The 13,247-nt window shown below is 55.1% G+C and carries 11 protein-coding genes; all 11 read right to left on the bottom strand.

From position 1 onward, the window contains the following. Positions 1-575: 575 nt before the first annotated feature. Entirely contained in the window at positions 576-1,901 is a 1,326-nt protein-coding gene (locus tag ACFWUL_RS03160; protein ID WP_416177780.1) for a VanW family protein, read from the bottom strand. A 19-nt stretch (positions 1,902-1,920) separates the two neighbouring features. Beyond that, the gene (holA, locus tag ACFWUL_RS03155) at positions 1,921-2,925 is read right to left on the bottom strand and encodes a DNA polymerase III subunit delta (protein ID WP_416177779.1); all 1,005 of its coding nucleotides are present in this window, start codon (positions 2,923-2,925) and stop codon (positions 1,921-1,923) included. Next, entirely contained in the window at positions 2,907-5,180 is a 2,274-nt protein-coding gene (locus ACFWUL_RS03150) for a ComEC/Rec2 family competence protein (protein ID WP_416177778.1), read from the bottom strand. The genes holA and ACFWUL_RS03150 overlap by 19 nt, the downstream gene beginning before the upstream one ends. Further along, positions 5,177-5,740, bottom strand: a complete 564-nt coding sequence (locus ACFWUL_RS03145; RefSeq protein WP_416177777.1) for a helix-hairpin-helix domain-containing protein — start codon at positions 5,738-5,740, stop codon at positions 5,177-5,179. Before ACFWUL_RS03145 ends, ACFWUL_RS03150 begins: the two co-directional genes overlap by 4 nt. Before the next feature lie 68 nt (positions 5,741-5,808). Then, positions 5,809-6,318 carry an ATPase gene (locus ACFWUL_RS03140; protein WP_416177776.1) on the bottom strand — a complete coding sequence of 170 codons (510 nt, stop codon included), beginning with the start codon at positions 6,316-6,318 and terminating at the stop codon, positions 5,809-5,811. Positions 6,319-6,328: 10 nt separating this feature from the next. Next, positions 6,329-6,817 (bottom strand): pantetheine-phosphate adenylyltransferase, encoded by a 489-nt coding sequence (gene coaD, locus ACFWUL_RS03135; protein ID WP_416177775.1) that lies wholly within the window; start codon positions 6,815-6,817, stop codon positions 6,329-6,331. A 15-nt stretch (positions 6,818-6,832) separates the two neighbouring features. After that, positions 6,833-7,381 carry a 16S rRNA (guanine(966)-N(2))-methyltransferase RsmD gene (gene rsmD / locus ACFWUL_RS03130; protein ID WP_416177774.1) on the bottom strand — a complete coding sequence of 183 codons (549 nt, stop codon included), beginning with the start codon at positions 7,379-7,381 and terminating at the stop codon, positions 6,833-6,835. Between the two features lie 160 nt (positions 7,382-7,541). After that, complete coding sequence (locus tag ACFWUL_RS03125; protein WP_416177773.1) at positions 7,542-8,552, bottom strand: NAD(P)H-dependent glycerol-3-phosphate dehydrogenase; 1,011 nt, start codon at positions 8,550-8,552, stop codon at positions 7,542-7,544. 5 nt (positions 8,553-8,557) lie between these two features. Beyond that, on the bottom strand, positions 8,558-9,142 hold the full coding sequence (gene plsY, locus ACFWUL_RS03120) for a glycerol-3-phosphate 1-O-acyltransferase PlsY (RefSeq protein ID WP_297019532.1): 585 nt from the start codon (positions 9,140-9,142) through the stop codon (positions 8,558-8,560). After that, complete coding sequence (der, locus tag ACFWUL_RS03115; protein ID WP_416177772.1) at positions 9,142-10,470, bottom strand: ribosome biogenesis GTPase Der; 1,329 nt, start codon at positions 10,468-10,470, stop codon at positions 9,142-9,144. Before der ends, plsY begins: the two co-directional genes overlap by 1 nt. A 686-nt stretch (positions 10,471-11,156) precedes the next feature. Next, entirely contained in the window at positions 11,157-13,055 is a 1,899-nt protein-coding gene (locus tag ACFWUL_RS03110) for a bifunctional 4-hydroxy-3-methylbut-2-enyl diphosphate reductase/30S ribosomal protein S1 (RefSeq protein ID WP_416177771.1), read from the bottom strand. Positions 13,056-13,247 lie beyond the last annotated feature (192 nt).

The following is a 13,247-nucleotide window of genomic DNA, read 5'->3' as shown; positions in this document are numbered from 1 at the left end:
TGTCGTAAAGTTAAGCGCCGTGCGAATAGGCGGGGCTTCTAGCTTCTAGCTGCTAGCTTCTAGAAAAGCCGGCCAGCCTGCGGCGCTGGTGAAAAGTGGCTAAGGGGGCTGAAGTGACTCAAGGGGAACGGGCTTCACCTGAGGGGGAAGTGCGGCGAAGCCACCAAGATCAAATCACTATGTTACTTTATTTCTAAACAGGCAGCCCATTAGAGAAGGTGCAGGGGGTATTCATTTTAACCATAAGCAGCAGGATGTAAGATAACCAATGTTTATTCCATCCTCTACTTTGCAGATTCCGCCTCTACGAGGCGGATCCATCCCCTGCCCTTCGGGCTGCCCCCTTCTCTAAGGGGGCACGTGCTGACTACTATAATAAAAAGTGAGATGATGGCCAGCAGGCACTCCTGACCTCAAACCTGAATCCATATTCCTTTTTTGCGCCCGGGCAAAGCCGCTGGATTCATCATGCGGCGCTATTTAACCTGTGCGCCGCACCTTCCCCTCGGGCGCAGCCCGTTACCCTTCAGCCACCTTTCCATCAGGTCAGCCTGCAGTCGGCCACATTATGTAACTCACTCCTTCGGCACATCCTCCGGGTTCTTATAGGTCACCACCGTATCTACGGCTTCGTAGTCCGATTCGAAGAGGTCGTGGTACACCCGGCCGTCGGCCCATTTGACGCTCTGTTTGATGGTCACATTCCGGCCTTCGTGGCCTTCGTCCACCTTTTTGTCTTCCTTCTGGGCGGGATCCACTTTATTCACCGTCTTGAAGGGCAGGGTGTCATCCTTTGTTTTAGACAGGTCCACGTAGGAGGGCCGGTCCTCCTTATTTCCCAGGATGAAGACGGTGACGGACCCCGGGGCATATTCGGTGTAAATGTAAATGCCGTGCTTCAGGTGGTTCCGGAAGCGGAAATCGATGATTCCTTCCGCCACCGTGGCGTCACGGCCCAGGGGGACGTAGGACACCGGCGAGAAATGGCTGGTCCGCTGTGTCACTTCGAGTCCCGAGAGAAGGACCGCATTGAATAAGGTGGAGCTCACCTGGCACACGCCTCCCCCGCTACCCGGTTCCAGTTTCCCATTGATAATGACCGGCGCCTCTTTGTACCCATTGGCGGCGGACCGGGATCCCGTGGTGCCGTTGTAGGAGAAATCTCCCCCCGGCTTCAGGTAGGTGCCGCTGATTTTTTCGGCGGCCAGGTGAATATTGTCACTCCTGTTCCGATCAGGGCCGAAGTGGGTGGTGTATTTCCCGAGGATGCTGTTGATTTCCTTCGCATCGGCGGGAGACATGTTCGGCTTCTTCTCTTCGGACGCCGGGATTTCGATGGTCTTCCCTTCTCCTGCTGCCAGAGTCTCCCGGACGTCCTCTTTCAGGGCGTCTCCGTCCACCTTCAGGTACGGCCGGCCTTCGGAGAAAGTAATGGAGCCGTCGTTATGGAAACGGGGGTACGCATTCTGTGCCGGTTTCCCGTACTTGGCCGTGAGGGATGCCACTTTGCTGTCCACCGCCTTTTCGTCAAAGGCGGCATCCACATGGGCCGATTTGCCGGAGAGGAGGGCCTTCCACCGTTCTTCCCACCGGGCAAAGAGGCTGCCGGTGCGGCCGATGGCCATGGCTTCGTCCAGGCTTTTCTCATCATAGCGGACGCCGAGGTCCCTGAATGTCCACTCTTCCTGGGCCGTATCCTTCGTGAGGGCCAGTTTTTCCCCTGCCAGTTCCTCGTTCTTCTGCCGGAAGAGTTCCGTGAGCTCTGCCCTGGTCTTGCCGCCGGCGGCGATGCCGTTCACCCGGACTCCCGGGATGACAGCGTCCCCTTTCACCCATATAAAAGGAGCCACTGCCCCCGCTGCTATGACAGCCAGCGAGAGCATGGCTGCGATCCGTTTCACCCTGAGCTTCAATGATCCGTTACCTTCGTTTCATACAATATTTCAAAAGCAGGTCCTTCAGTTCCATTTCTGACGCTCCCTGCCGGGTTTTCATCTGGTACCTGAAGATTTCGAGGAGGAACCATTCCGCTTCCCCTTCGCTCACCTTCCGGGCTTCGTTCTTCATATTCCGCCACATCCAGGAGGACCGGACGGCGAGGACCTTCTGGATCTCCTTCTCGGGGATCCGGTTCCGTTCCATTTCGTGGAGAATCTTGATTTTCCTGAATTTCGACGACAGGAAACCGAGGTTCTTAATGGTGGTGGGAATATCGGTGAATACCCGGTCCGCACTGGCAAGGACCACATCCGCCTTCCTGTCCAGCAGGGCGTCGGTGAATTTGAAGATACCCTGGTTCATATAGTCGGGCAGGGCGATTTCCAGAAGCTTCTGGGTCACCGTGTCCCGGCTGCCGCACATCAGCACAATTTTATCACATTCCGTCTGCAGAAGGGGGGCGGAAATTTCGTTCCATGAGGAAAGGACGGTCTCCAGGTACTCCCTGGCCCCGTAGTCCACCCGCTTTCCCGCGTCCGCCAGCATGCGGATCATGGTGCCCGCCGCGTCCCGGGGATTCAGGAGGCTCATTTCCTCGCTGTAGCAGAGAGAGAGCAGGTTCTTCACGAATTTCGTCCGCTTGTCCGGCTTCCCTTCGAAGAGGATGATGAGGAGGGTCTCCGGAGGAAGGTCCGCGAGGAGCTGCAGGAATTCGACCTGCTTCTTCTCTTCCTTCTCCGAGTGGGACGGCCGTTTCAGCATGGGGGGATTCTTGATGATCACCGCCGTGTCCGTGCTGAAGAGGGACTGCCCCTCCAGGGCATTCCGGTACTCCTCATAGCTTCCATTGCCATCGAACTGGGTGATGTCGGGACTCCTTCCCCGGAAATAGGCCCGGATGATCCCATCCTTTCGTATATTGGCGGAAACGCTGTCATCGCCATAGAGGAAACAGCAGTTATTCTTCTTTACCTTTCCCGATACCATAGACCATGTCCTTCCAGTGTCCAATCTTTCCGAAACGAAGCGGCCTGCATGCCCTTTTCATACACATTGGCTGCAGGGTAATGTTCCGACTCAATCAAATCCATGTCTTCCCAAGAGGAGGCCAGCCGGCTGCCTCCATAAATAATGGCTTCTCCCCGGACCCGCCGGATTTCTTCCACCGGGATGCCTGCGCTGTTTTTCCTGTTTCCCGCCACCCACAGGGTGTGTTCCGGGAAAGAGGAAAGGGAGAGTCCCTTCCGGCCGGAGAAGTAGACCGCCCGGTCCCGTTCGGTGAGGAGAAAGCTGCTGCCATTGGTGATGGCCGCCATGTTTCCCATGGTAAGCCGGGCGGCCTTTACATTCCGCAGTGTCCCCTTGAAATCCTTCAGCACCTGGGGTGCCTTTTTCTCCACCGGGCCCCCAGCCACCCAGATTTCCCGGACCGGGATGGACAGGGACAGGGGAATCGGCTCTTTTACTTCTTCCAGGTTCAGCAGCAGCAGGTCTGCCTCCGTAAGGCCCACGTAACCAAGGAAGGAGTTCCATTCCCAATTGGATGTATGGGAAGGAATGCTGCCGCCCCGGTAATACAGAATCCGATGGCCGCCGGAAAGAAGGACGGTCCCCTGGTCCGGCCCCAGTTCCGGGGCATAGAGACGGGCCTTTGGGGCCAGCAGGAACAGCGTAAAGCACCCCAGGGCCAGAAGACACCAGCAGCCTCCCGCCGCCATAAGCCGCCGGGGCCGCTGAAAGAGATATTTTTTGAAATACAGGATCCCTACGGTGCTGTAATAAAGAAGGATTTCCATGACTGTCATAGCTCCGGTCCGCAAAGAGGCGCCGGGCCGGGACGACAGGGTGAGGTTCAGGCGGATGGAAAACCAGAGGAGGTAATCCGCCAGCTGCAGGATCCCGCCGGCCAGGGGCAGGAAAATAAATGACACCACCGCCGCAAGAAGGCCTGCAATAATCACCCATTCCAGCACCGGCGTCACGAACAGGTTGGCCGGGATGAAATAGAAGGGGAAACTGTGGAAGTCGTAAAGTACCAGGGGAATCGTCAGCACCTGGGCCGCCGTGGAAAGGGCGATACCCTCGCCAATCCAATGGGGCAGGTGGGAAAAGCGGCTGAAAAATCGGGATAATGGCCGGTAAAAAATGAGGATTCCCGCCGAAGCACCTACGGAAAGCTGGAAGCTCACGTCATAGAGATAAAAGGGATCCCAGAGCAGCATTCCCGTCACCGCGGCCCCCAAAAGGTTCAATGACGATTTCTCCCGGTCCAGAAACACCCCTCCCACCGACAGGATCCCCATGGCCGCCGCCCGGATGACCGGAGGCACCAGTCCCGACAGGAAGGAATAGAAAAGAACCAGGAGGATAGCCAAAGAAATGACCACCCTTTCCGGCAGATGTATCCATTTCCCCAGAAAATAGAGAAATCCGAAAAGAAGAGCCACATGGGAACCGGACACCGACAGGATGTGGACAATGCCGGTTGCGGAAAATGAATTCATGATCTGCGCCGGTATATCGTTATAATTTCCACCGAAGAGGAGCGTTCCCAATATATGAAGCCGCACCGGATCCATATAGGGAGCAAAGGCATGGGAAATCCGATTTCTCGTATCCTCCGCCCAACGCTGGATGCGGAATTCGCCGCTGTCCCCGGAAAAGCGGAGTGTCTCCCCCTTCTCCGGATAAATCCGTCCCAGGAGCCGCTGGCTACGGTACCGACCTTCCAGATCGATCTTCCCGGGATTTTTATAAATGCGGACTGCCGTCATTTTCCCGGAAACCGAAATCCGGTCTCCCGGCCGGTAGAGCTGCTTCGGATTGGTTTCATAGATATAGGCCGTGCCGGCTATGTTCTTTTCGTCTCCATCCTCATAGCGGATGGTTTCCAGCTCCACCGGATACCGGGCATAGGGTTCCCCCTCCCGGTTCACCGAGGGAGATTCCCTCACGATTCCCGTCCAAAGGCCGGTGCTTCCCACAGCCCAGGAGGACTGCCGGCTCCAGGCTTCGTCGGACAGGGCCATCCGCCCCATGCCGCAGGCTACAAGAAACAGGACTGCCCCCAGAAGGACAAGTTCCTTCCGTCCTTTCTTCCAGAAAAGGGGAAGGAAGGAAAATACCCCCACCACCGGGATGAGCCACAGCCGGTGCATCCAAAAGGAAGACATCCCATCATAAAGGATGATTCCCAGCGCCAGGCACAGGGCACTCCGGATTAAAGGGGTACGGGTATTCATAATGTGATCTTATCCGCCAGTTTCTTATACTTTCCATCGCTGATGGAAGGAACGTGCTTCAGGTCTTCCAACCGGTTGAACTGTCCATGTTCTTCCCGGTAGGTGATAATCTTTTCTGCAGTCATCTTGCCTACCCCCGGCAGGGTTTCCAGCTCTTTCTGGCCGGCGGTATTGATATTGACAAGGCCTCTGGCGCCAGGGTCCTTCTGGTACGGGTCCAGGGGAATATAGATTTTCATGCTCTCCGTCACCGGCTCCGCCATATTCACCGCATTCATGTCCGCATAGGGCAGTACATCCCCCGCTGCCTTGACGGCGTCGTAGAAATGGCTGCCCTCCGGGATCTCGTAGACCCCCGGATTTTTCACGGCTCCCACCACGTAGACCAGGATCTTCCCTGTCCCCTCTTCCCCGGTTTTCGCTGTTTCTACAGGCGCCGGCGGCACTTCTTCCCGGCGGAGGGAAAAGGGATCCAATACAAAAAGAGACAAACCTAAAAGAAGGAATGCGATGCAAAGGCAGAGAAGCTTCACTCTCCTCCTGTTTCCATCCGGTTCCATAGGCCTGTCCCCCTGTTGTTCAAGCGATAGAAGAAAGGGCTTACGGCTTTTCTTTGAAAAAGCCCCTTTTATTTCTTGCTGTTATCCTGGGCCTGCTGCTGTTCCTGTTCCTGCTGCTGGCGGGCAGCGGCGGAGTTGGAGTCGATGAGGCTCTGGCGGTTCTTTTTCAGGCTGTCCAGCACGTTTTCCATGTTCGTCTCCACGTACTTCAGCACGTCCGTAGCGTAGGTGACAGAGCTGGTCCGCAGTTCATCGGCGGACTTGTTGGCAGAGGAAATGATCTCATTCGCCCGTTCCTGGGCCTGCTTCACCAGTTCGCTCTCTTCGGTAATCCGGGCGATGTAGTCCTTCGCCTGGGCCACGGTGTCTTCCGCCTTTTTTTCGGCGTCCAGCATGATCCGTTCCTTGTCGGCTACAATGCGCCGTGCGCTTTCCAGCTCGTTCGGCAGGGACTGGTTGATGGCATCGATGAGCCGTTCCACTTCATCCTTGTCCACCATTTTCTTATTGGTGAAAGGAACCTCGCTGGCATTATTAATCACATTTTCCAATTCTTCCAGAAGTTTTCTCGTATCCATAACAGAAGCCTCATTTCTCCATAGATTTTATCTTCTTCTCGATCATTTCCTGTACAAAAGGCGGCACCATCTGGGTCACATCCCCATTGAAATGGGCCAGTTCCCGGACGCCGGTAGAAGAAAGATAAGAATAGCGGCCGTCCGTCATAAAGAATGCGGTTTCCAGGGTGGGATCGATCTTCTTCAGCATCAATGCCCGCTGGAATTCATATTCAAAGTCACTGAAAGCCCGCAGTCCGCGGATCAGGAGGTGGCAGTGTTTCTTCGCTGCATATTCATTGATGAGGCCATCGAAGGCGTCTACTTCCACATTGGGAATGTCCTTCGTCGCTTCCTTCAGCATGGCCAACCGTTCCTCCGTGGAAAACATGTAATGTTTCGTGGGATTCAGGAAAGCCGCCACAATGAGCTTATCCACCAGGCAGGCACTTCTTTTGATAATATCCAGATGACCATAGGTGACCGGGTCAAAGCTTCCCGGACAGATTGCTAATTTCATTCCATACACTCCTGTTTACCTGCAGAGCAGGTAGCTGACTACAATGGCTCCCAGTTTTTTCTCTTTCCACAGTGTGCACTGCTCCCGGAAACGAGATAAATCCGGAGACTCTGACACAGAGTGCTCTGCGATGATCACCGCTTCCTTCGCCGGAAGACCCAGGGAAAAGACCATGGCAAGCACTTCATTGATATATCCCTTTCGGTAGGGAGGATCCATAAAAATATAGTCGAACTGCTGTCCCTGTAAAGAACGAAGGGACGAAGATACATCCCCTTTCAGGATTTTCATCCTGCCTTCCATGTGGCAGCGCTTGCCGTTCTCCCGGATGATGGAGCCCGTCGCCTTGTCGAGGAAGACGGCTTCCGCCGCTCCCCTGGACAGGGCTTCCAGCCCCATGGCCCCGGTGCCGGCGAAGATGTCCAGCACCTTCGTCTCCAGGAGGCCCACATTGGCCAGTACATTGAAGATACTCTCCCGCACTCGCCCCAGGGTGGGCCTGGTATTCTTCCCGCTTGGGGAAAGGAGGACGGTTCCTTTCGCGCTTCCACCAATAATATTCATAGATAACTCCTTACGGCGTGACTGAAATCACACCTGATTTCATTATAGCATAAATAGGGAAAAACAGGGGATGGGAAAGTGGAAAATCCTGTCACGAGAAATAAAAAGAAGAGGCGCCGGAGAGGGCTTCCTCTTCTTACCAATTCTTTCATCCGCAGCATTACATGGGATAGGTCTCGGACTCCGCTTTCTTGGCCCGGGTCATGAGGATTTCCAGGGCTTCCCGGGCGTTGTGGTCCCCTTTGATGAGGTGGCATACTTCTTCGGTGATGGGCATGTCGATGTGCTCTCTCAGGGCAATCTCGTGGACGAGACGGGCGGTGCGGATGCCTTCTACCACCATGTTTGTGCTCTTCCGGATGTCGTCGGCTGTCATGCCTTTGGCCATCATCATGCCGGCCCGGTGGTTGCGGCTGTGGACGCTGGTGCAGGTGCAGACCAGGTCCCCCATGCCGGAGAGGCCGAAGAAGGTGGTCATCTTCGCACCGAAGTGGACGCCGAACCGGGTCATTTCCACGAGGCCCCGGGTCATGAGGGCAGCCCGGCAGTTGTCGCCGAGGCCGATGCCGTCCAGCACGCCGCAGGCCAGGGCCATGATGTTCTTCAGGGCACCGCCGTACTCTACGCCCCGGATGTCGTCACTCCGGTAGACCCGGAAGACGGGGCTCATGTAGAGGTCCTGCACCATCTGTACCGCTTCCGGCACTTCGGAGGCCGCCACGGTGGCACAGGGGAGGCCGATGCCCACTTCTTCGGCGTGGTTCGGTCCCGAGAGGGCGACGATGTTCTTTGTGATGGAGGAGATTTCTTTCGTAATGCCTTCGGAAAGGCGGTGGCCTTCGTTATCGGCAAGGCCCTTGGAGGCGCAGACCACGATGGCGTCTTTCGTGAGCCAGGGGGCAATGCGGGCGGCCATTTCCTGGACCACCTGGGAGGGGGTGCAGATGATGACGCAGCCTGCCCCGCTCACCGCTTCTTCGAGGTTGCTGGTAATGCGGATCTTGTCGGGGATCCGGGCGCCGGGCAGGTATTCTTCGTTCACCCGGGTGGTCCGTATTTTATCGGCGGTGGCCGGTTTCCGGCAGTACATGACGAGGTCGTCGTGCCGCCCGGAGAGTTCGATCATCATGGCGGTTCCCCAGCCGCCGGCTCCTATCATGGCAATTTTCAAAGGTATTACCTCTTTTCCCTGGAAATGGGCTTCTCTTCTCCCCGGAGAAGCCGTCTGATATTGTCTTTGTGTTTCCCGATGACGATCACCGCTGCGAGGGCCCCGAAGGCCACGTATTCCATCGGTTCTCCCACCACCAGCATGACGATGGGTACCACCGGCGCTGCCAGGATGGAGCCCAGGGAAACGATGTGTTTCCACTTGAAGAGGACGAGCCATACGAGGAAGGCTGCCAGGACGGCAGGAAAGCAGATGTAGGTGAAGGCTCCGACGCCGCAGGCCACGCCTTTGCCGCTCTTGAAGTGGAGGAAGACGGACCAGTCGTTGCCGATGATGGCAAAAACGGCGCAGGCCAGGACGATGGTGGGGTCCGGCATGCCCAGGTGGACGGCGATGAATCCTTTGAGGAAGTCGCAGATGAATACGGCGGCTCCTGCCTTTGCTCCCAGTTCCCGGTAGGCATTGGTGGCGCCGATATTTCCGCTGCCCACTTTTTTCAGGTTCACCCCGTAGAAGACACGGCCTATGATGTAGCCGCTGGGGATGGCGCCGATGAGGTAGGCCAGTACAATCCAGACGATGGACATCATCAGTCGTCGCCTCCGTCCTTCTTGCTCCGCACCACGATACGGATGGGGGTGCCCTGGAAGCTGAAGGATTCCCGGAGCTTGTTTTCTATGAACCGAACGTAGGAGAAATGGATGAGGTTCGCATCATTCACGAACATGACGAACGTTGGCGGCCGGATGCCGACCTGGGTCATGTAGTAGATCTTCGCTACCCTGCCGGAATGGGCGGGCGGCGGGTTCACCATTTTCGCATCTTCCAGGAGGTCGTTCAGCACGGCGGTGGGAATGCGGAGGCTCTGCTGTTCGGCGACGCTGTAGATCATATCGCCCAGCTTGTGAATCCGCTGCTTGGTGAGGGCGGAGCCGAAGAGCATGGGGGCATAGGAAGCGAAGGGCAGGCCATCCATGATTTCTTTTTCGAAGGCATTGATGGTATGCTCGTCTTTTTCTACGGAATCCCATTTATTGACGAAGAGGATGAGTCCCTTCCCCGCTTCATGGATGTAGCCGATGATTTTCTTGTCCTGTTCCGTGAGTTTGTCCACGGCGTCGATGACGAAGATGGCCACGTCGCAGTTATCGATGGCCCGGATGGAGCGGATGACGCTGTACCGTTCCAGGGGTTCGTCGATTTTGCTTTTTTTCCGCATGCCTGCGGTGTCTACGAGGATGAAGGTCTTGCCTTTATAGGTCCACACGGAATCCACGGCGTCCCGGGTGGTGCCCATTTCATCGGCCACCAGGGACCGTTCATAGCCCAGGAGGGAATTGATGAGGGTGGATTTCCCTACATTCGGCCGGCCTACGATGGCGGTGCGGATGATGTCTTCCGATTCTTCTTCCTTCATATCCGGGAAGCCTTCGGTAATGCGGTCCAGAAGGTCCCCGAAGCCCAGGCGGTTCACGGCGGAAATACCGATGGGGTCGCCGAGGCCCAGGGAGTAAAACTCATAGACCTCCATTTCCTGGTTTTCGCTGTCCACTTTATTGACAGCCACCACCACCGGCTTTCCGGTCTTCCGGAGGAGGCCGGCGATGATTTCATCGTCCCCGGTCATGCCGGTCCGGGCGTCCACCACAAAGAGGATGACGTCCGCTTCTTCCACCGCCAGTTCCGCCTGCTGCCGGATGCCGCTGGAGATCTGGTCTTTCTCGTTCCGGAATTCGATGCCTCCGGTGTCGATCAGTGTAAATTCTTTGTCCAGCCACTTCACGTCGCAGTAAATTCTATCACGGGTAACCCCGGGAATGTCCTCTACAATGGACACGCGGCGCTGGGCCAGCCCATTAATCAGAGTAGATTTGCCAACGTTCGGCCTGCCCACAATGGCTACGAGAGGTTTGCTCATAGGTTCCTGTCCTTTCTATTTTAAGTCATGTTTCATGAAATATGGAGGCTATCCTTGGGATAGCAACACTTTTCCATTTTTATTCATACTGTATTAAAATTGTATGACGGAAGGGGAGGGATGTCAAGTTTGGTGGAAAGCGTAAACCGCAGTCCACTGGAACTGGGGATGGCTGCTAGTGAGGAGGGAGGAGTGAGGAGTGAGGAGTGAGGAGTGGTTGGGCGGCGCACAAATAAGATAGCGCCGGGAGCTTGTATAGATGCTGACAGCTGTCAGCTTACAGTTTACCGAGGATGGGGCATAACAGATGGCTGGCATTCTGGCTGTTAGACGATAGAAGATAGTGGATAGTGGATAGATACTTCCTGCAACGGAGTTGCTATGGGAAGGCCCCGTTTTCTGAATGTCTGCATGCTGGAGATGGGCCCACACTTTGCCGCTTATCGCTCCGGGAATCCATCCTGCGGCTTTGCCGCGGCCCTTATCCCTAGGCCTGCATGGCTGCGGTTATCTCAATCCCGCAAGAATATCGCCATCCCAGTGTCTTCTTAACGGTCAGGAAGAGATCCGCCGCGAAGCGGCTGGCCTGCTCAAGGCTGAAGGCTCAAAGCTCCACCGGTTCGGACGCACTCCCCCAACTGGGGCAATAAAAAACTGCCTCTTTCGAGGCAGTTTCTTTTGGGCTGTTATTCTTCAGCCGGAGCTTCGTCGTGGGAAGGAGCTTCTTCCAGGGCGAAGGAGATTCTTCTGCGGCCTTCATCGATATTGATGATGCGAACCTTGAGGATATCGCCCAGCTGGCAGATATCGCCCGGTTTTTTGTTGTGGTCGTCAGTCATTTCGTTGATGTGGAGGAGACCGGTGAGGCCGTCGTCCAGTTCTACGATGACGCCGAATTCGAGGATCTTTACAACCTTGGCATCCACAATGTCGTCGACCTGGTGGTCATGGATGGCTGTTTCCCAGGGGTTGGGCAGGCAGTCTTTGTGGCTGAAGGAGATTCTCTGTTTTTCACGGTCGAAGGATTTGATCTTTACGTCGATTTCCTGTTCCGGTTTCAGTACGTCTTCTACTTTGCCGATCTTCTTCCAGGAAATATCGGAAATGTGGAGGAGGCCTTCTACGCCATTGATGCCGACGAATGTGCCGTAAGGCATAATCTTCTTGACGGTGCCTTTGAGTACGTCGCCGTTTTCATAGGCCTTTTCAATGACGTCCATTTCTGCGTTTCTTTCATCTTCCAGTACAGCTTTGCGGGAGAGGACGAGACGGTTCTTTGCGCGGTCTACTTCGAGGATCTTTGCTTTGAATGTTTTGCCTACGAGGTTCTGCAGGGAGTGTACAAAGCGGAGATCGCCCTGGGACAGGGGGATGAATCCGCGGAGAGATTTAATCTGAACCAGCAGGCCAACTTTAATAGCTTCGATGCCTTCGCATTCAACGGCTTCGCCTTTTTCGAAGGCTTCTTCTACTACATCCCAGTCTGCCAGACGGTCTACTTTAATCTTGGATACGTAAATGGTGCTGTCTTCTTTTACTGCACTTACAATCTGGACGCGGAGCGTATCACCAATCTTCAGCACGTCCTTCAGGGATGCCGGTGCGGGATAGGAATATTCATGTGCCAGAAGAACAGCTTCGGTCTTATATCCGAAAGAGATATAAGCTTTGTCGTCGTAGAGGTCTACTACTTTGCCTTCTACAACGCTGCCCTTGTGTACATCCAGGTTCATTTCCTCCTGATCCAGCATTTCCTTCATGTTTTCCATAATAAAAACTACCTCCTCTATGATCCAGTCCGGTGTGGATGCACCGGCGGTGATGCCAATCTTGTCCCGACTGTGGAACCAGCTCGGTTTTAGTTCCCCAGCCGTTTCGATATGATGGGTCACGGTTCCTTCTTCCCTGCAGATTTCTGCAAGCCTTGTGGTGTTGGCGCTGTTGCGCCCGCCGATGACGATCATCACATCTACTCTATCCGCCAGCTCACGAGCTGCCTGCTGCCGCTGCATGGTGGCGTCACAAATGGATTTGTTGACGTGAAGGTCTTTCACCTTCTTACCTATTGCAGCAATCAGCCGGTCAGCCAAAGCAGCCGAGAATGTTGTCTGTATGACAATGTGGGCTTCCTGCATTGGTGGAAGTGCATCTACATCTTCCATGGTTTCTACCATGTAAGAATGTCCCACCGCCCACTCAGCCACACTTTTCATTTCGGGATGCTTTTTTTCACCGATGAGTATAACCTGCTTTCCGTCTGCCACCAGCCGTTTTGTGGTCTCCTGGTTGCGTCTGACGAATGGGCAGGTTGCGTCCATTAGGGCCAGATTTTTGCACTTAAGCATATTATAGCACGAAGGTCCCACTCCGTGCGAGCGAATTATCACAGTTTCGTCGGTGAGGTCTTCCAGTGTATCCACCGGAGGAATGCCGCGGTCTGCCAGTTTCCCCACCACCTGGGGGTTATGGATGATAGGTCCGTAGGTGACCGCTTTTATGCCGGAATCAGCGGCTTTCTCGGCGATTTTCATAGCCCGCCGGACGCCGTAGCAGAATCCCATGACCTTTGCTTTGTATATTTCCATTGAGATTTATTCCTGTCTTTTCTTTTGGTATAGTCTGGGTTTAAATTATTTTATAAAAAAGTTCAATAGCCATGAATGTTTGAAATAAAGTTCCTGCGACCTCATGGAGAGGCCGGGGAGATCGAGATTGAGACCGAGGTCGAGGGGATCCGCCTGCGGCGCTTGTGTGACTGTGCAGCATGCGATCCCGTG

The organism is Dialister sp. (assembly GCF_047832375.1).
GTDB lineage: Bacteria > Bacillota > Negativicutes > Veillonellales > Dialisteraceae > Dialister.
Note: the sequence above shows the minus strand (reverse complement) of the source record. Positions and strands in the feature narration are given on the sequence as shown.

Excerpts from the sequence above, each read along its gene's own strand:
- holA (WP_416177779.1), bottom strand. The coding sequence starts at position 2,925 with ATGGTATCGGGAAAGGTAAAGAAGAATAACTGCTGTTTCCTCTATGGC.
- ACFWUL_RS03150 (WP_416177778.1), bottom strand. The coding sequence starts at position 5,180 with ATGAATACCCGTACCCCTTTAATCCGGAGTGCCCTGTGCCTGGCGCTG.
- ACFWUL_RS03145 (WP_416177777.1), bottom strand. The coding sequence starts at position 5,740 with ATGGAACCGGATGGAAACAGGAGGAGAGTGAAGCTTCTCTGCCTTTGC.
- ACFWUL_RS03140 (WP_416177776.1), bottom strand. The coding sequence starts at position 6,318 with ATGGATACGAGAAAACTTCTGGAAGAATTGGAAAATGTGATTAATAAT.
- coaD (WP_416177775.1), bottom strand. The coding sequence starts at position 6,817 with ATGAAATTAGCAATCTGTCCGGGAAGCTTTGACCCGGTCACCTATGGT.
- rsmD (WP_416177774.1), bottom strand. The coding sequence starts at position 7,381 with ATGAATATTATTGGTGGAAGCGCGAAAGGAACCGTCCTCCTTTCCCCA.
- plsY (WP_297019532.1), bottom strand. The coding sequence starts at position 9,142 with ATGATGTCCATCGTCTGGATTGTACTGGCCTACCTCATCGGCGCCATC.
- der (WP_416177772.1), bottom strand. The coding sequence starts at position 10,470 with ATGAGCAAACCTCTCGTAGCCATTGTGGGCAGGCCGAACGTTGGCAAA.
- ACFWUL_RS03110 (WP_416177771.1), bottom strand. The coding sequence starts at position 13,055 with ATGGAAATATACAAAGCAAAGGTCATGGGATTCTGCTACGGCGTCCGG.